Here is a 17,532-nt window from a genome sequence, read left to right as displayed (position 1 = left end):
CGTCGTTCGTCGGCCCGTCGTTCGTCGGCCCGCCGGTCGTCCGCACGCCGGTCGTCCGCACGCCGGTCCTCGCCGCGCCGGTCGTCGGCGGGGCGCTGGTCGCGGCGGCGGTCGTCGACCGGGTTGCGGCGGTCACGGCTGCGCGGGGCGTCGAAGTCGAAGGAGGGCAGCTCGAACGGCCCGAGCGGCCGCCTCGGCTCGTCACCGGGCGGGCCGGAACGGGCGGGCCCCCCGCTCCCCGGGCGACCTGCCCGCCCCGGACCGCCGGGCCCGCGACGAGCGGCGCCTGACCCTCCGGGAGAGCCGGCGCCGCCTGTGCCACGGCCGGGGCCCTGGCCCCGGCCGCCGGAGTCTCTCACTGGCCGGAGCCTCCGCCGGGAAGCCACAGCGGAGGCTGGTTCTCCGTCATGCCCTGGCCCTTGCCCCGCTTGTAGAGCTCCTCCGGCTGCTTGGCGAGTTCGACCTCGCGCTGCAGCTCGGCGGTCCGCTCCTGGTTCTCGGCGATCTGCGCCTTGAGCCGGTCGCGCGTGATCGTGTCACGCGCCAGGACGGTGTTGAGCAGCAACAACGAGACGAGGCCGCCGAGCATGAGCCCGACGACGAGCAACACGAAGGGCCCCCGCTGCTTGCGGCCGGCCACCGGCCGGCGCGCCGGCGCCGGCGCACGCCGGACCTCGCCGGCGGGACGCGGCCGCGGCACGCCGGTGGGGCGGGCCACGCGCGGCCGGGGAGCTCCCGGGGCACGCGTGCTCTTCCGGGGGCTGATCTCCTGCTCAGTCCTCGTCAAGTCGGATCCTCTCTGCCGCCCTTAGCCGGGCTGAGGCCGCCCGCGGGTTGCGGGCCACCTCCTCCTCGGTGGGGAGCTCGGCTCCCCTCGTCAGGAGGCGGAACCTCGGCTGGTGCGCCGCGAGGGGCACCGGCAGCCCTGGCGGGCTGTTGTCCTTGGTTCGCGCCGCGAGGGCCTGCTTGGTCAGCCGGTCCTCGAGGGAGTGGTAGGAGAGCACGACGACTCTCCCGCCCAGCGCCAGCGCGTCGAGGGAGGCGGGCAGTGCGGCCTCAAGGGCGCTCAGCTCCGCGTTCACCTCGATGCGCAGCGCTTGGAAAGTCCTCTTCGCGGGGTTGCCCCCGGTGCGCCGCGTCGCCGCGGGGATCGCCTCGCGAACGATCTCCGCGAGCCGCAAGGTCGACGTTATGGCCTCGCGGGCCCGTTCCTGCACTATTCGCCCCGCGACACGCTGTGCGAACCGTTCCTCACCGTATTCACGAAGGATGCGCGTTAGCTCCGCAGCCGAGTAGGTATTGACCACCACGCCGGCGGTCAGCTCCTGCGTGGAGTCCATGCGCATGTCGAGCGGCGCGTCGTAGGAGTAGGCGAAGCCGCGCTCGCGCTCGTCGAGCTGCGGCGAGGAGACGCCCAGATCGAACAGCACGCCCTGGATCTGCGGGTGCCCGGTGCTCTTGAGCACCGCGGGCAGCTCGTCGGAGGTGGCGTGGACCAGGTCGATCCGGTCGGCGTAGGGCGCCAGGCGGCGGGTCGAGTGCTCGATCGCGAACGGGTCGCGGTCGAGGCCGATGAGGTGCAGCCCGGGGTGCGCGGCGAGCAGCGCCTCGGAGTGGCCGCCGAGGCCGAGGTTGGCGTCGACCACGACGGCGCCGGGCGCGTCGAGGGCCGGTGCCAGCAACTCCAGCACCCGCTCCAGCAGCACGGGAACATGCGTGCTCTCAGTCATCTGCCACCCCCCTTCCGCTCCGCGCGGGCCGCGCCTGCCGTACGAGCTGTCACGGACGGGTCGCTCACGGAGAGCGCCCGCGTCGATGATCGCTCACTGTCTGACGCGCCGAATGCTTGTCGCGTTCGAATTCTCACGCGTTGATTTTTCCGCCTCCGCGCCCCGGCTCAGGCCGGTGGGCACGGGAAGGCCGCTGAAGTCGATGAAGCCGTCGATGTCACCGGCCCCTGCCGGTGATCCCCCGCCCGGTGCCGTCCGGCCAGGTCCCCATCCGCATCCGCTGCTCACATCTCTCCACCTGACACCGGGGAAGGTGCATCAGCTGAAAGAACGCGTGGTTGCGGCTGGAGACCTCGCCGAACGACATCACCGACGGCCGGCCCGCTGGGCCCGGACTCACAAGATCCCTGGCAGCACCTCCTCCGACAGATCGGCGAATGCCTGCTCCTGATCGTTGAGGTAGGTCTCCCAGGCCTCGGCGTCCCAGATCTCCAGCCGGGTGTTGGCCCCGATGACCACGCAGTCGCGTTCGAGGCCGGCGTAGCGGCGGAGGCTCTGGGGAATCGTGATGCGGCCCTGCTTGTCCGGCGACTCGTCGGAAGCGCTGGCGAACAGGACGCGGCTGTAGTCGCGGACCGCCTTGGCGGTCACCGGAGCGGTCCGGAGCGCCTCGGTAATGCGCTGGAACTCCTCTACAGGAAAGACGTAGAGGCAACGCTCCTGGCCCTTGGTGATCACAAGACCCTCCGCCAGCTCCTCGCGGTACTTAGCCGGCAGGAACAGCCGTCCCTTGTCGTCGAGACGCGGTTGATGGGTGCCGAGAAACATCGGTCCCACCTCCCGTGCCTTGTGAAGGGTCGGCGCTGGCGCACCGGCTCTCCACTGCGCACCACCATACTCCACTTCTCCCCACCGTCAACTGATTCCAACCGCGAAAGACGTCTGATCGTTTCGCGTTTGTGCAGGTCAACGGGGTGGAGCAAAGGGGAGCCCGGGCGGGCCCCATGGCCGGGCGCGGGCGTGTCGGTATGCCGGTTCGGTAGGGCGTATGGAGCCCGCCGGACCGGTGGCGGGGCGCGAGTGGGAGGAGGATGGGGGATTTCTGTCACGGGATTCGCACGGTGGCGGGACCGGAACGCGACAGGTCGCCCCAACACTGTCCTTATCTCAGGGTCACCGTCCAACCTGTGAGTGTTCTGGCGGAATGTCCCTCAAAAGTCGCTTGCGAACCCTCGGAGTCGTAGGGTCGGTACACACAATGGAAAAGGAATGGTATGGCGCCCGCTAATAACGTCCCGTCGCGGGAGAGCCTGCACATCTCTCATGGAGGCCTGGTGGCAGTAACCCATGACGTCCCTCACCGGCTGGAGGATCTGGTCTCCACCGCCCACCGGATCCGGCAGGCGATCGAGTCGGTCATCGAGGGCAAGAGCGATGCCGTCCGCCTCACCTTGACGGTGCTGCTGGCCGAGGGGCACCTGCTGATCGAGGACGTGCCGGGGGTCGGCAAGACCATGCTGGCCAAGGCTTTGGCGCGCTCCATCGACTGCCCGGTCCGGCGCGTGCAGTTCACCCCCGACCTGTTGCCCAGCGACATCACCGGGGTCAGCGCCTACAACCAGCAGACCCGCGAGTTCGAGTTCAAGCCCGGGCCGATCTTCGCCAACATCGTGGTCGGCGACGAGATCAACCGCGCCTCGCCGAAGACCCAGTCGGCGCTGCTGGAGTGCATGGAGGAGCACACCGTCACGGTCGACGGCGTCACCTACGAGCTCGAGACGCCGTTCATGGTGATCGCCACCCAGAACCCGATCGAGATGGAGGGCACCTACCCGCTGCCCGAGGCCCAGCGCGACCGCTTCACCGCGCGGGTGGCGATGGGCTATCCCGAGCCCGCCGCCGAGCTGGAGATGCTCGACGTGCACGGCGGCACCTCGCCGCTGGACAAGCTGGAGCCGGTCGCCACCACGCACGAGGTGCGGGCGCTGATCGAGGCGGTGCGGGGCGTCTACGTCTCCCAGGCCGTCCGCAAGTACGCCATCGACCTGGTGGTCGCCACCCGGCACTCCCCCGACCTGCGGCTCGGCGCCTCCCCGCGCTCCACGCTGCAGCTCGTGCGGGCCGCCCGGGCGCACGCCGCGCTGTCGGGCCGCGACTACGTCATCCCGGACGACCTGCAGGAGCTGGCCATCCCGGTGCTGGCGCACCGGCTGCTGCCCAGCGTCGAGGCGCACGGCCAGCGCCGGCTGCCCGAGCAGGTGGTGGGCGAACTGGTCCGCCGGGTGCCCGTCCCGGAGACCCGCGAGCGATGACCCCCACGCGTACGGCGAAGCCGGCCCGCCCGCCGGCCGGCGCCAGGCCGGGGGGCACGCGGTGAGGGCGGGCCTGCGGGCGCTGACCTCGCGCGGCCGCTCGTTCCTGGCCGCCGGGCTGGCGGCCCTGTTCATGGCGATCGTGCTGGGCGAGCACGACCTGGTCCGGGTGGGCGTGCTGATCGTCACGCTGCCGCTGCTGGCGGCCATGGTCGTGGCGCGCACCCGCTACCGGCTGGCCTGCGCCCGCCGGTTGTCGCCGGCGCGGGTGGAGGCCGGCGGCGAGACCACCGTGACCCTGCGGCTGGAGAACGTGACCCGGCTGCCCACCGGCCTGCTGCTCATCGAGGACACCGTGCCCTACGCCCTGGGCGTGCGGCCGCGGTTCGTGCTCGACCGGGTGGAGGCGCGCGGCGTGCGGGAGATCGACTACCGCGTCCGCTCCGACCTGCGCGGGCGCTTCACGATCGGGCCGCTGTCGGTGCGCATCACCGACCCGTTCGGGCTGGTCGAGCTGACCCGCGCGTTCACCATCAGCGACACGCTCGTGGTCACCCCGCAGGTCGTCCCGCTCCCGCACGTCCGGCTGTCGGGCGAGTGGACCGGCGGCGGCGACAGCCGTACCCGCTCGGTGGCGGCGGCGGGGGACGACGACGTCGCGCCCCGCGAGTACCGCCAGGGCGACGACCTGCGGCGGGTGCACTGGCGCTCGACGGCCCGCCACGGCGAGCTGATGGTGCGGCGCGAGGAGCAGCAGTGGCAGAGCCGCGGCGCGCTCCTGCTCGACACCCGGCGCTACGCCCACCGCGGTGAGGGCCCGCGCTCGTCCTTCGAGACGGCGGTCTCGGCGGCGGCCTCGATCGGCGTGCACCTCGCGCACGAGGGACTGGGCCTGCGCCTGGTCACCGACATGGGGGCCGAGCACGTCACCGACTCCGGCGTGTCCTACTCCCTGCTCGACACGCTCGCGGTGGTCAAGAACAGCCCGCAGCGCTCGCTCACCCTGGGCGTGAACGCCCTGCGGCAGGGCGGCGGCGACGGGCTGATCGTGGCCGTGCTGGGCGCGCTGGAGGTGGAGGAGGCCAGGGAGCTGGCCAAGCTCAGGCACGGCGGCGTCACCGGCGTCGCGGTGCTGCTCGACGTGGACTCCTGGGACGTGCGCGAGTACGGCTCGGCCGACCAGTACCAGACGGCGCAGGGCATCCTGGCCGGCTTCGGCTGGCGGATCGTGCGCCTGCCGGCCGGCGCGTCCATCGCGACGGTCTGGCCCGACGCGGCCAACAAGGGCCGGTTCACCCTCACGGGAGGTGCGGCATGAGGTTGTCGGCGGCCTCGGCGGTGGCCACCTTCGCCGCCGCCATCGTGCTCTACCCGCTGCTCGACGGCGGCGCCTGGTTCTGGGCGTCGCTGGGCGCGGTGGCGGTCGTCTTCGGCGCGAGCGCGCTGGCGGGCAAGCTGGCCCTGCCCGCGTGGGCGGCGCCCATCCTCAGCGTCATGGCGTCGGCGTTCTACTTCACCGCGGCCTTCAGCGGGAGCAAGGCCTGGGGTCTGCTGGTGCCGACCAAGGAGTCGCTGCTCCACCTCGGCAAGCTCTACGCCACCGGGTGGGCCGACATCCAGCGCTTCGCCGCGCCGGTCCCGGCCGACGCGCCGGTCGCGCTGCTGGTGGCGACGGGCGTGGCGGTGATCGCGATCGTGGTGGACCACCTGGCCGCCCGGCTGCGGCACGCGGCCCTGGCCGGGCTGCCGCTGCTGGCGCTGGTCTGCGTGCCGATGACGATCCTGCCGGATCCGATCAACTGGCCCACCTTCATCCTGGCGGCGCTCGGCTTCACCAGCCTGCTGATCGCCGACGGCCGCGAGCGCATCGGCCACTGGGGCCGCGCCGTGCTCGTGCGCCGCACCCGGCACGCCACCACCGGCCCCCGCGACGCGGTCGACACCGGCGGGCTGCGGCTGTCGGGCAAGCGCATCGGGTTCGCCGCGATCGGCCTGGCCGTCCTGGCCCCGGCGCTGCTGCCGGTGATGGAGCCGGTCTCCTGGTTCACCTTCGGCGTGGGCGGCTCCGGCAAGGGCGGCACAGGCAGTTCGATCAGCATCCCCGACCCGGTCGCCGGCCTGAAGGGCCAGCTCCAGCTCCCGGACAAGCGGACCGTCCTGACCTACCGCAACAGCGACAACCAGGCCCGCTACCTGCGGATCTACTCGCTCAACCTGTTCAACGGCGAGCAGTTCACGCTGGAGCAGCCCAACGGGCGGCCGGAGAACCGGGTCGACAACGGGCCGCTGCCCCCGCCGCCCGGCCTGAGCGGCTCCACCCCGGTCAAGAAGGTGTCCACCACGATCACCATCAGCGAGGAGGTCAAGCGGCTCAACTTCCTGCCGTTGCCCTACCCCGCCACCGAGGTGCGCGCCGACGGCGACTGGCGGGCCGACACCGACTCGCTCATGGTCTTCTCCACCGAGGAGGAGGCCTCGGGGATGGAGTACGAGGTCGCCAGCGTCGACCCGCAGCTCGACCCGGCCATCCTCAACGCCTCGCGGCCGGTGGAGGCCAGCGACCAGAACCGGCGCTTCCTGGAGCTGCCGGAGGGCTTCCCCGACTCGATCACCACGCTGGCGACCGGCCTGGTGAGCGAGAACGACACGCCGTACCAGGCGGCGGTGAAGATCCAGGACTACTTCAAGGGCAACGACTTCACCTACAGCCTGCAGACCCAGGGGCAGAGCAACGAGGCCCTGGTCGACTTCCTGATCCACAGCAAGACCGGGTACTGCGAGCAGTACGCGGCGGCGATGGCGGTGCTGGCCCGCGTGGTGGGCATCCCGGCGCGGGTGGCGATCGGCTACACCGGCGGGACCAAGACCGACAACGGCTTCGCGGTCAGCACGGCCGACATGCACGCCTGGCCCGAGCTGTACTTCGAGGGCGTCGGCTGGCTGGCCTTCGAGCCCACGCCCACCTCGGCCTCGCCGTACGGGCAGGGGACGGCCCGGGTGCCGACCTACTCGCTGCCCCAGCCGGAGCGCAGCGACACCCCGGCCTCGCCCAGCGCGAGCGGTGAGTCGGCCTCCGACCTGCCGCCCGGCATCGGGCCGCGGCGCGGGCTGCGCGAGCTGGAGGCGCTGGAGGAGCTCAACGCGCTCAACCGGCTCCCGGCCGACGACTCCATGCCGCTGGCGGCCAAGATCGGCCTCGGCGCGCTGGGGCTGGTGCTGCTCCTGCTGATCCCGGCGGCGATCCGCCTGGTGACCAGGAGCCGGCGGGCCCGCACGCTGAGCTGGAAGGTCACCGGGCCGCTCGACGACGTGACCGCCAGGGCGGCGCGAGTCAGCGTGCCGGTGGCGGCGGCCTGGGCGGAGCTGGACGACGTCCTGTGCGACTACGGCCTGTCCAGGGAGCTCAGCGAGACGCCACGGGCGCTGGCCCGGCGGCTGATCGAGCGCTACGAGTTCGACGCCGAGTCCGCGGCGGCGGTCACCACGATCGCCACGGCGGTGGAGCGGGTGCTGTTCGCCCGCGACCCGGGCACGGCCGAGCCGCTCGGCAAGCAGCTCAAGATCGTACGGCGGGCGCTGGCGCAGACGGTTTCGCGGGGCCGGCGCCTGCGGGCGGTGCTGCTGCCTCCCTCGACCATGCGGCGGATCCGCGGCATGGGCGAGCGCGTGCTGGACGGCTTCGACCGGCTGGAGAACATCCGGTTCCGCCGGCCCGGCGACCGGACGGCACGCGAGAAGGAACTCGTGAGCAAGTAAGCGGATGAGGTGGCCGCTCCCCCTTCAGGGAGCGGCCACAGTCATGTACAGGGGCGCTTCCGCACGCCCGCGCTCGTCACCTCGACGGAACGCGGGGCCTGCTAACGCTCGTCGTGTCGACGGCGCCAGCGCTCCTCCATGCGCTCCATGAAGGAGCCACGGTTTCCGCGACGCGGACCTTTGCCCTGCACCGGAGTGCCGGGCGCGGGTGCGTCACCTATTCCACTCATACGCTTCCAGCTCGACAGGCCCCACAGACACGCGGCGAGCATGACCACGAAACCGCCGACGCCGAGCGGGATCTGGTTGATGACCACGCCGACCATCAGCAGAACGATGCCGAGCGCAAAGCCGACGGAGGCCTTGATCAGACGTCGCTTGTAATGGTTGCGTGGGTCACTGATCCTTACGGTGTTGGCCCACTTCGGGTCCTCGGCGTAGAGGGCCTGCTCGATCTGGTCGAGCAAGCGCTGCTCGTGCTCAGAGAGCGGCACGGCGCCTCCCAAGGACGGCCCCATAACGGGGAAGACGGCAACGGACGACACGGGGTGTCCGAACCTCGCGGTCGGTTATCCCCAGAATACGAGGCTGTAGACGTAGGCGAAAGAAAACGGCCAACGCCGACCAAACCGGAGGTGACACGTCGATCATTCCCCCACCCCCCGGAAGAGTCCCGACATCGGCTGACTAGCCCCCATCATGCATCCATTTCATCAAGTCGTCCTCGTACCAGTGAAGCCGGGACCACCGCATCGGGCCCGAAACGCCGTACCGCCTTGTCCATCGCCTGTTCGGCCTCGCGCCATCCGCTCTCGCGCTCACCCAGGCTGAGCTGGTGCGCGGCCTCCTCGGCCGGGGCGAGCTGCTCCATGCGGACCCCGATCAGGCGCAGGCGGACCCGCTCGAGACCGGAGGCGGCGAAGAGGGCGCAGGCCGTGGCGTAGATCTCCTGGGCGACATCGGTCGGTTCCCGGAGGGTCTTGGACCGGCTGATCGTCGAGAAGTCGGCCCGGCGCAGCTTCACACTCACTGTCCTGCCCACGTAGCCGCTCTTACGCATCCTGGCGGCCACCTTTTCCGCCAGGCGGAGCAACTCCCGGCGGATCACCGCGGGATCGTCCACGTCCGTGGCGAAAGTCTCCTCGTTGCCGATGCTCTTGTCCGGCACGTGCGGGCTCACCGCGCGCTCGTCGCGGCCCCAGGCCAGGGCGGCCAGGTGGGCGCCCGCCGCGCCGCCCAGCTCGCGCTGGAGGGTCGCCACGGGCACCTGGGCCAGGTCGCCCACGGTGCGGATGCCCAGGCGGGTCAGGGCCAGCTCGGTGCGCTCGCCGACGCCCCACAGCGCCGAGACGGGCAGCGGGTGCAGGAAGGCGACGATGTCCGCCTCGGGCACCACGAGCATCCCGTCCGGTTTGCACTGCTTTGAGGCGAGTTTGGCGATGAATTTACTGCTCGCCACCCCGACCGAGCAGGTGATCCCGTACCGCTCCAGCACCTGCCCCCGGATCAGCGCGGCGATCTCCGCAGGCGAGCCCAGCCGCCGGCGCGCGCCGCCCACGTCGAGGAAGGCCTCGTCGGAGGCGATCGGCTCCACCAGCGGGGTGACGGAGTGGAAGATCTCCATCACGCCCTTGGAGACCTGGCCGTACTTGCCGTGACTCGGCGGGATGATCGTGGCCTGCGGGCAGATCCGCCGGGCCCGGCTCATCGGCATGGCCGAGTGCACGCCGAACGCGCGGGCCTCGTAGGTGGCGCTCAGCACCACCCCCCGGCCCGCGGGCGAGCCGACGATCACCGGGCGGCCCCGGAGCTCGGGGCGCTCCAGCAACTCGACGCTGGCGAAGAAGGCGTCCATGTCCACGTGCAGGATCGGGCAGCCGGCGTCGTCGGCCCGGCCGCCCGTTCGGGCCGTGACCGGCCCGATCCCGGAGATCTGCTTGCGCGACACGCTTCGATTCTATGTTCGATTCGCGACCACGTGGAGCTGGGCGGCGATGTCGCGCAGCACCGGATGGGTGGCCGCGGCCTGCTCCAGCGCGATCAGCGCCTCGGCCGCGCCCGGCTCGCCGTCGACCAGGCGGCTGGGCACCAGGTCGGCGAAGACCCGCACCCCGTGCACCTGCGTCGCGCCGAACCCGGCCTCGGCCAGGAGCGCGGTGAGGGCGGCGGCGTCGAAGCGGCGCGGCGTCGGGTCCTTCGCGCCCCACCGGCCGGTGGCCAGCGCCTCGCGGGCCTCGTCGAAGTGGCCGGCGACCGCCCGGTGGATCGCCGCGGCGACCGGGTTGGCGGCCAGCACGCTGACCGTGCCGCCCGGGCGCAGCAGGCCGTGGACGGCCACCAGCGCGCTGCGCGGGTCCTCCACGTACTCCAGCACGCTGTGGCACAGCACCAGGTCGGCACTGTCGCGCGACAGGATGTCGGCCAGGTCGGCCGCGTCGCCCTGCAGGCCGCGCACGGCGACCCCGGCCTCGGCCGCCCGGCGCTCCAGCGCGAACAGCGAGTCGGGGCTGGGGTCGACCACGGTGACCGCGTGGCCCAGTTCGGCCAGCGGCACCGCGAACCCGCCCGTGCCGCCGCCGGCGTCGACGATGTCGAGCCGCTCTCGGCCCGCGGCGCTCAGCACCGCACGCAGCGCGTCCCAGACCACTGCCGTGCGCACCGCCGGAGCTCTCGTGACGCCTTGCAAGCCCGCCTCCTCGTGTGTTTCCAGGTTCGGAGTCAGCCTATGCCAGCGGCAGGGCGCCCGGTGGGGCCACCGCCGAGCCCGGGCCCGGCCTTGCGCGAGGCCTGAAGGGGTCATACAGGTACGGCGGGGCGTACGGCGGCACATCGTTCCGCCGAGGGGACGAAGAGGGCCGTAAGGGGCCATCCAGGGCCGCGGAGCAGGCTGTGGCGGGGAACGGAGGGTGGGGTGTGGCTCAGGAGCCGGCGGCCAGGCGTTTGGGCGCGCGCAGCCGCCACGCGTCGGCGAGCAGTTCCCCCAGCTCGGCGGCCCCCACCTCGGGCAGCCGCACCAGCACGACCGCGTGCCCGTCGTAGTGCGGGGTGGTGAAGAACTTGGCCGGCTCCGCGGCGACCAGCTCGGCCTTGTCCTCCTCGGCCGCCACCGGCACGGCCAGGACGTCGCCCTCCTCGCGGATCCGGGTGAACCACTTGCCGCGCACGTAGAAGGCGGGCATGCCGTACATCGGCTTCTCGGCCGTCTCGGGCAGGGCGAGGGCCAGGCGGCGGACGTCGTCCTCGGTCGTCACGCCCCGATCGTCGCACAGCCGGCGCGGGCCATGCCGGATCTGGCGCCGGAGGGGAACCAGATCCGGAGGCGACGACGACCGGCCGAGCCCGGCGCTAGAGCGCCAGGGTCGGCTTGAGCGACTTGAACCGGGCCAGCAGCCCGTTGATGAACTGCGGCGAGTCGTCGGTGGACAGTTCGCTGGCCAGGTGCACCCACTCGCTGATGACCACGCCCTCGGGCACGTCGGGCATCCAGAGCAGCTCGTAGGTGCCGCCGCGCAGGAGGTTGCGGTCGACGGCGGGCATGCGCTCCAGCGTCCACCCCTCGGCGTAGGTGGTGATCAGCTCGTCGATGCGCCCCCGGTGCCGGACGACGCCCTCGACGATGGCGGAGGTGTACTCGTTGACCGGGGGCTCCGCGCGCTCGACCCGCTCGGCGAGGATCGCCAGCGGGTCGCTGTCGCGGAGCTCGGCCTCGAACAGGATGTCGAGCGCACGCCGGCGCGCTTTACCGCGTGCGGACATCAGGCGCGGCCGAGGTACTCGCCGCTGCGGGTGTCGACCTTGACCTTCTCGCCGGTGGTGATGAACAGCGGCACCTTGATCTCGGCGCCGGTCTCCAGGGTGGCCGGCTTGGTGCCGCCGGTGGAGCGGTCGCCCTGCAGGCCGGGCTCGGTGTTGGCGATGATGAGCTCGACCGCGGCGGGCAGGTCGACGTAGAGCGCGGCGCCCTCGTTGAAGGCGACGGTCGCGTTGGTGTTCTCCAGCATGTAGTTGGCGGCGTCGCCGACCGTCTTGGCGGAGACGTTGACCATGTCGTAGGTCTCGGTGTCCATGAAGACGAAGTCGTCGCCGTCCTTGTAGGAGAACTGCATCTCGCGCTTGTCGACGTTGGCCACGTCGACCTTCACGCCGGCGTTGAAGGTCTTGTCGACCACCTTGCCGGACAGCACGTTCTTCAGCTTGGTGCGCACGAAGGCGCCGCCCTTGCCCGGCTTGACGTGCTGGAATTCGACAACGGCCCAGAGCTCACCGCCGTCGAGCTTCAGCACCATGCCGTTCTTCAGGTCGTTGGTCGTCGCCACTCGTACATCTCCCGGGTGCGGCCGCTCCCCTAGAGGACGAGCAGCTCCTTGGTCGTCTTGGTGAAGAGCTCCGGGCCCGCGTCCCGAGTGACGAGCGTGTCCTCGATGCGGATGCCGCCGCGGCCGGGGAGGTAGACCCCGGGTTCGACGGTGACCGGAACTCGATCCTCTAGTTTACCGGTCCGGGAGGGGCCCAGGAACGGGTCCTCGTGGATCTCCAGGCCGACGCCGTGTCCGAGGCCGTGCCGGAAGTGCTCGCCGAAGCCGGCCGCCTCGATCAGGGAGCGGGCGGCTGCGTCGAGATCGCCGGCGACCGCGCCGGGCGCGACGGCGGCCAGACCGGCGCTCTGCGCGGCGTGCACCAGCGCGTACAGGTCGTCCTGCCAGGCGGCGGTGTGCCCGAGGGCGAAGGTGCGGGTCATGTCGGCGTGGTAGCCGCGGTAGCGGGCGCCGAAGTCGACGGTGACCAGGTCGCCCGCGCGGATCGGCCGGTCGGTCGGCGAGTGGTGGGGGACCGCGCCGTTCTCGCCGGACGCGACGATGGTGTCGAAGGCGGGCTTGTCCGCGCCGAGCTCGGCCATCCTGGTCTCCAGCAGCCGGGCCAGCTCGCGCTCGGTCAGGCCGGGCCGTACGGCGGGCAGCACGTCGGCGAAGGCCTGGTCGGTGATCTCGCAGGCGGTGCGCAGCAGCGCGAGCTCGTGCTCGTCCTTGACCTGGCGCAGCTTCTCCACCAGCGGGTCGGTCGGGACGACGCCGTTCAGCCGGCTGAAGGTGGCCACCGTCATGTGGGCGGCCTCGATGCCGACGCCCTGCGCGGCCAGGCGGCCGACCACGTCGCGGTCCTCGACGACCTCGAGGTCCAGGCCGCGGGTCAGCTCGATGTAGCGTGAGTCGGTGGCCAGCGTGGCCGCGCCGTCCGCCCAGACCAGGACCGCGGCGTTGGAGCTGTCCAGGCCGGTGAGGTAGCGCACGTTCACCGGGCTGGTGACGAGCAGGGCGGGCACGCCGGGCAGGATGCGGGCGAGCTCGGCGCGCCGTCGCGCGTAATCCGCAATCTCGGTCATTTGGCCAATCTACGCGTATTGACCTGCCCCCGGTGCCACGGCTAGCGTCCGAGCAACGTTAGGAAACTTTCCTAACTTGACGACACACCCCTTGTCCCCGCCGACCGCTTGGAGCCAGCATGAGGGTCGCCGCTGCCGCCGTCGCGCTAGCCGTACTGACCATGGGAGCACCCGCCATGGCCCAGCCCAGCACCACCGGATTCATCCGCGTCGACCAGGTGGGCTTCGCGCCCGCCGAGGCCAAGCACGCCTACCTGATGTCCGCCTCGGGCGCGCCGGGCGCGCGCTTCTCCGTCGTCGACCACCGCGGCCGCGAGGTCCTCGGCGGTACTGCCGGCCGCGACCTGGGCGAATGGAACGCCAAGTACCCGCACGTCTACGACCTCGACCTGTCCAAGCTCAGCCGGCCGGGCAGCTACCGGATCAAGGTGGGCACGCTCACCTCGGCCGAGTTCAAGGTGGCGCCCGCCGCCCTGCTGGCCCTGCCCGCGGCCAAGGTGGTGACCTTCTTCGGCGGCCAGCGCGACGGCTCCGAGGCGCTGCGCCGGGCCAGCCACCTCAACGACCGGGCCGCCTCCGTCTACGACTGGCCCACCTTCACCGGCCCGGACACCGACCAGATCAAGGGCGACCTGACCAAGGTCGGCGGCCCGGTGGACGTGGAGGGCGGCTGGTTCGACGCCGGCGACTACCTCAAGTTCACCCACATCCTGGCCTACGTGGACACCCTGCTCTGGGCGGCCAAGCGCGACGGCTCCCCCGACCCCCGCCTGCGCCGCGAGGCCGCCCACGGGCTGAAGTACCTCGACAAGATGTGGGACGAGAAGACCAAGACGCTCTACATCCAGGTCGGCATCGGCGCGGGCAACGCCGAGGGCACCTTCGTCGGCGACCACGACATCTGGCGCCTGCCCGAGGCCGACGACGGCGACCAGGCCGAAGGCCACCAGTACATCCGCAACCGGCCGGTCTTCCGCGCCGCCGCCCCCGGCGAGCCGATCAGCCCCAACCTGGCCGGCCGCACCGCCGCCGCCTTCGCGCTGGCCGCCCAGGTGGAGCCCTCGCGCTGGCGCGCCCAGCAGTACCTCGACCAGGCCGCCTCGATCTACGCCATGGCCAAGACCGAGAACGTCGGCCAGCTCGTGACCTCCCTGCCGCACGCCTTCTACCCCGAGAGCGTCTGGCGCGACGACATGGAGCTGGGCGGCGCCGAACTGGCGCTGGCCGCGCTGCGCCTGGGCGACTCGCGCGCCTCCGGCTGGATCGCGCAGGCGGCTCGCTGGGCGGGCGAGTACATGGCCCAGGACTCCGGTGACACGCTCAACCTGTACGACGTCAGCGCGCTGGCGCACGCGGACCTGGTCAAGGCGCTGCGCAAGTCCGGGGCCACCGGGCTGGCGGTGGACGAGAAGGCCCTGCTGGCCGGGCTCAAGGCCCAGCTCGACATCGGCGCCGCCCGCGCCGCCGCCGACCCCTTCCGCGCCGGGGCGCGCTACGACGAGTTCGACTCCGTGCCGCGCACCTTCGGCCTGGCCGCCACCTCGCGCCTCTACCGCCAGGTGACCGGCGACCGCAGCTACGACGCCTTCGGTACGGCACAGCGCAACTGGGCGCTGGGCGGCAACCCGTGGGGCGTGTCGTTCGTGGCCGAGGTGGGCGAGAACTCGATCAAGTGCCCGCACTACCAGATGTCCAACATCACCGGCCGGCCCGCGGTCGGCGCGGTCGTGAACGGGCCCAACAGCGCCTCGCTCTTCGAGGGCGGGCTCGGCGGGCACTTCGAGGAGATGCCCAAGTGCCCGGCCGACGACGTGGACCGGTACGCGGAGTTCACCGGGCACGGGAGCCGGTTCGTGGACGACGTGCGGTCCTGGCAGGCCTCCGAGCCTGCCGACGACTTCGCGGCGATCGCCTTCTACGCGCTCACCCTGATGTCCAAGGACTGACCCCGGGGTTCCCCGGTGTACGGCACGGCCCCCTCGGATCCACCGAGGGGGCCTTCCCCTTTGAGGGGCCTTCGCCGTTGAGGGGCCCTCGCCTTCCGCCGCTTGGGGCAGGCCCGTCCGAGGAGCCGGTTACCAAAGGCCGAAGCGGTCCAGGAGGTCGGCCAGCGGACCGGTCGGCGGCACCTCACCGCGGTCACGAGCCTTGGCCAGCTCGGCAGCGGTCTTCTGCAACTCCGCCACTCCCTTGTCCGTCCGCCCCTCACGCAGCCGTTCAATGGCCTTGTCGAACCCCCGGTGCGCCTTGTCGGCCACCCGCGGATCGATCTCGCCCCGGCCCTCGTGAATGCCGACCGCCTCGTGCAACCGCCCCACGAACTCGCCCCAGCCACCGGGCGGACCGTCCTGCAACTGCGCGGGAATCTGCTGCACCGGACTGTCCGGCGTGGTGGCCGGCGTGGACGAAGGCGTCGGCGTGGGAGTCGGGGTCGGCGTCGGCTCGGCCGTCTCGGTCGGGGTCACCTCGGCCGTGGGCGTCGGCTCGGGCAGAGCCTCCTGACCATCCCCACCGCGCGGCCACAGCGCGAAGACCGCGGTGGCCACGACGATCAGCGCCAGAGCGATGCCGAGCTGGACCAGCATCCGCCGATCCGGCCGATCCACCGGGTCAGCGGGCTCGGAGTCGAAGATCGCCGTCTGCGAAAGCGGCGTAGTACCCCCCGCCCCGCTGTGCACGCCGGTGCCGAGCTGAGGCAGCACAGCCGTGTCCTGATGAGGCGCCAGCGCCTGCCGCACCGCCGCGAGACTGGGCCGAGCCGTGGGATCGGCAGCCAGCAGTGCCAGCACCAGCCTCCGCAACTCCACCGGCACTCCGGCCAGATCCCCGGAATCCGCCGGAACCGCCCGATCCCCGGTGGAAGGAACCCCGGCGGAGGAACCGGCGCTTCGCCCGGCCGGAGGCTGACCGGTGAGAAGCTCGAACGCGATGGCGCCCAGGGCATACAGGTCCGCAGCCCGCCCGGTGTCCCCGCCCCGCTGCTCCGGAGCCTGGTAGGGGCTCTCAGGCGCGGCAAGCTCGTCCGGCAGCGGCAGTCCATCCCCCGCCAGCCCGAACCCGGTGATCTTGAAAACCCCGCTCCCCGCCTTGCGCACGTCGGCAGGCTTGAGGTCCCCGTGCACGACCCCGCCCCGGTGCGCCGCGTCGAGCCCCGCGACGAGCTGCAGCAGGATCGCCCTGGCCTGCTCGGCCGGCAACGGCGCCCCCACCTCGGCCAGGCTCTCGCCGGACAGGTGCTCCATCACCACGTACCGCTCGCCCACGTCCAGGACGGTCACCACGTTCGGGTGCAGCACCGCGGCCAGCGTGCGGGCCCGCCGGGTGACGCGCCCCCGGGTGACGGCGTCCACGCCCGGCTCGACGGTCCGGACCGCGACCGGCCAGTCGGCCTGCTGGTCGTAGGCCCGCCACACCTCGCCCAGCGGTCCGTGGGCGATCCGCTCGTCGAGCCGGTAACGCCCGCCGAGGAGCTGGTCCGGCATTTCACCATCAGTCACACCAGAAACCATAAAGGCTCCGCCGTACTCGCCTGCTTCTTCACAAGCATCGGCGCCGGGGGAAGCGCCGGGGTTACAGGCCGAGACAACGGCCTGACCTCGGAGTGACCATGCCCGCAGGCCCCCGCGGCGGCATCGGCGACGCATCGCCTGCCGGCGGAGCCGGTCGGTCAACCTGTGCGGTGCCGTCTGCGGGTGTCCGGATGCGGACACGGCTGGTTGGTAAACCGTCACAAGATCGCACACGTCTCACGAGTCCCACCGGTGACGAGGAGACGACCATGGGGTACCCGCAGCAGCCGTACGGGCAGCACCCTCACCCCGGGTACGGGCCGCCGCGGCGGCGCAGCAACCTGCCGCTCATCCTCGGGCTGGCGATCGGGCTGCCCCTTCTGCTGCTGGGCGGGTGCGTGGCGATCGTGGTGGCCGCCGGCGGCGACAGCCGGGACCGCACCAGTGTGGCTGGGCAGTCGTCCGCACCGCCCCCCTCCGCCCCCGCTACGGAGGAGCCCGAGGTGGTGGTCACGGTCACGAAGACCGCGCGGCCGAGAAAGACCCCCACGCCGAAGCCGAGCGCGGCCGCGGAGGCCCCGCAGGTGGTGATGCCGAACGTGGTGGGGATGAACTTGCAGGAGGCGCAGGACTTCCTTCAGGAGAAGGGGTTCTTCCTGATCCGGGATCGGGACGCGACGGGGAAGAGCCGGTTCCAGATGTGGGACCGGAACTGGGTGGTGACCCGGCAGGCACCGGCTGCCGGCCGGCGCTCGTCCACGGCGGAGTGGGTGACGTTGTGGGCCAAGAAGATCAGCGACTAGGCCGCTCGTAGCCTTCGAGGGAGAAGGCGCCTGGGCACTCGG

General features: G+C 71.9%; 16 protein-coding genes. 5 read left to right on the top strand and 11 right to left on the bottom strand.

All coding sequences use genetic code 11. The annotated features are described in order from the left end of the window. Window positions 1–355: 355 nt before the first annotated feature. The 3 genes from ACIBG7_RS10200 to mraZ form a co-directional block, all read right to left on the bottom strand. Window positions 356–787, bottom strand: coding sequence for a hypothetical protein (locus ACIBG7_RS10200; protein WP_357924373.1), 432 nt, complete (start codon window positions 785–787; stop codon window positions 356–358). Next, on the bottom strand, window positions 774–1,730 hold the full coding sequence (gene rsmH, locus ACIBG7_RS10195; protein WP_397335826.1) for a 16S rRNA (cytosine(1402)-N(4))-methyltransferase RsmH: 957 nt from the start codon (window positions 1,728–1,730) through the stop codon (window positions 774–776). Before rsmH ends, ACIBG7_RS10200 begins: the two co-directional genes overlap by 14 nt. Before the next feature lie 396 nt (window positions 1,731–2,126). Beyond that, window positions 2,127–2,558 carry a division/cell wall cluster transcriptional repressor MraZ gene (gene mraZ / locus ACIBG7_RS10190; RefSeq protein ID WP_357924369.1) on the bottom strand — a complete coding sequence of 144 codons (432 nt, stop codon included), beginning with the start codon at window positions 2,556–2,558 and terminating at the stop codon, window positions 2,127–2,129. Window positions 2,559–3,004: 446 nt separating this feature from the next. On the opposite strand from mraZ, the gene ACIBG7_RS10185 reads away from it, so the two are divergent. The 3 genes from ACIBG7_RS10185 to ACIBG7_RS10175 all read left to right on the top strand — a co-directional run bounded on the left by ACIBG7_RS10185 (window position 3,005) and on the right by ACIBG7_RS10175 (window position 7,798). Continuing rightward, the gene (locus ACIBG7_RS10185; RefSeq protein WP_397335825.1) at window positions 3,005–4,042 is read left to right on the top strand and encodes an AAA family ATPase; all 1,038 of its coding nucleotides are present in this window, start codon (window positions 3,005–3,007) and stop codon (window positions 4,040–4,042) included. 61 nt (window positions 4,043–4,103) lie between these two features. Beyond that, on the top strand, window positions 4,104–5,360 hold the full coding sequence (locus ACIBG7_RS10180) for a DUF58 domain-containing protein (RefSeq protein ID WP_357924365.1): 1,257 nt from the start codon (window positions 4,104–4,106) through the stop codon (window positions 5,358–5,360). Further along, the gene (locus tag ACIBG7_RS10175; RefSeq protein ID WP_357924364.1) at window positions 5,357–7,798 is read left to right on the top strand and encodes a DUF3488 and transglutaminase-like domain-containing protein; all 2,442 of its coding nucleotides are present in this window, start codon (window positions 5,357–5,359) and stop codon (window positions 7,796–7,798) included. The genes ACIBG7_RS10180 and ACIBG7_RS10175 overlap by 4 nt, the downstream gene beginning before the upstream one ends. Window positions 7,799–7,899: 101 nt before the next feature. Here the strand turns inward: ACIBG7_RS10175 and ACIBG7_RS10170 are convergent, their stop codons facing one another. From ACIBG7_RS10170 to ACIBG7_RS10140, 7 genes are all read right to left on the bottom strand, one after another. Further along, window positions 7,900–8,292 (bottom strand): DUF3040 domain-containing protein, encoded by a 393-nt coding sequence (locus ACIBG7_RS10170; protein WP_357924362.1) that lies wholly within the window; start codon window positions 8,290–8,292, stop codon window positions 7,900–7,902. A gap of 203 nt (window positions 8,293–8,495) precedes the next feature. Further along, on the bottom strand, window positions 8,496–9,746 hold the full coding sequence (gene dinB / locus ACIBG7_RS10165; protein WP_357924360.1) for a DNA polymerase IV: 1,251 nt from the start codon (window positions 9,744–9,746) through the stop codon (window positions 8,496–8,498). Between the two features lie 9 nt (window positions 9,747–9,755). Next, the gene (locus ACIBG7_RS10160) at window positions 9,756–10,457 is read right to left on the bottom strand and encodes a methyltransferase domain-containing protein (RefSeq protein ID WP_397335824.1); all 702 of its coding nucleotides are present in this window, start codon (window positions 10,455–10,457) and stop codon (window positions 9,756–9,758) included. Between the two features lie 259 nt (window positions 10,458–10,716). Continuing rightward, a complete protein-coding gene (locus ACIBG7_RS10155) occupies window positions 10,717–11,049 on the bottom strand; it encodes an MmcQ/YjbR family DNA-binding protein (protein ID WP_397335823.1) in 333 nt (110 codons plus the stop codon). A 94-nt stretch (window positions 11,050–11,143) separates the two neighbouring features. Beyond that, complete coding sequence (gene nusB / locus ACIBG7_RS10150; protein ID WP_357924354.1) at window positions 11,144–11,554, bottom strand: transcription antitermination factor NusB; 411 nt, start codon at window positions 11,552–11,554, stop codon at window positions 11,144–11,146. Continuing rightward, the gene (efp, locus tag ACIBG7_RS10145; RefSeq protein ID WP_357924352.1) at window positions 11,554–12,114 is read right to left on the bottom strand and encodes an elongation factor P; all 561 of its coding nucleotides are present in this window, start codon (window positions 12,112–12,114) and stop codon (window positions 11,554–11,556) included. The genes nusB and efp overlap by 1 nt, the downstream gene beginning before the upstream one ends. A gap of 29 nt (window positions 12,115–12,143) precedes the next feature. After that, the gene (locus tag ACIBG7_RS10140) at window positions 12,144–13,178 is read right to left on the bottom strand and encodes a Xaa-Pro peptidase family protein (RefSeq protein ID WP_357924350.1); all 1,035 of its coding nucleotides are present in this window, start codon (window positions 13,176–13,178) and stop codon (window positions 12,144–12,146) included. 119 nt (window positions 13,179–13,297) lie between these two features. Between ACIBG7_RS10140 and ACIBG7_RS10135 the strand changes: the two genes are divergently transcribed. Beyond that, window positions 13,298–15,124 (top strand): glycoside hydrolase family 9 protein, encoded by a 1,827-nt coding sequence (locus ACIBG7_RS10135; RefSeq protein ID WP_397335822.1) that lies wholly within the window; start codon window positions 13,298–13,300, stop codon window positions 15,122–15,124. 129 nt (window positions 15,125–15,253) lie between these two features. On the opposite strand, the gene ACIBG7_RS10130 is transcribed toward ACIBG7_RS10135, so the two are convergent. After that, window positions 15,254–16,675 carry a protein kinase gene (locus ACIBG7_RS10130; RefSeq protein ID WP_397335821.1) on the bottom strand — a complete coding sequence of 474 codons (1,422 nt, stop codon included), beginning with the start codon at window positions 16,673–16,675 and terminating at the stop codon, window positions 15,254–15,256. Window positions 16,676–16,956: 281 nt separating this feature from the next. On the opposite strand from ACIBG7_RS10130, the gene ACIBG7_RS10125 reads away from it, so the two are divergent. After that, the gene (locus ACIBG7_RS10125; protein ID WP_397335819.1) at window positions 16,957–17,490 is read left to right on the top strand and encodes a PASTA domain-containing protein; all 534 of its coding nucleotides are present in this window, start codon (window positions 16,957–16,959) and stop codon (window positions 17,488–17,490) included. Window positions 17,491–17,532 lie beyond the last annotated feature (42 nt).

It is taken from the genome of Nonomuraea sp. NPDC050328, assembly GCF_044459405.1.
In the GTDB taxonomy this organism is placed as follows: Bacteria; Actinomycetota; Actinomycetes; order Streptosporangiales; family Streptosporangiaceae; genus Nonomuraea.
Note: the sequence above shows the minus strand (reverse complement) of the source record. Positions and strands in the feature narration are given on the sequence as shown.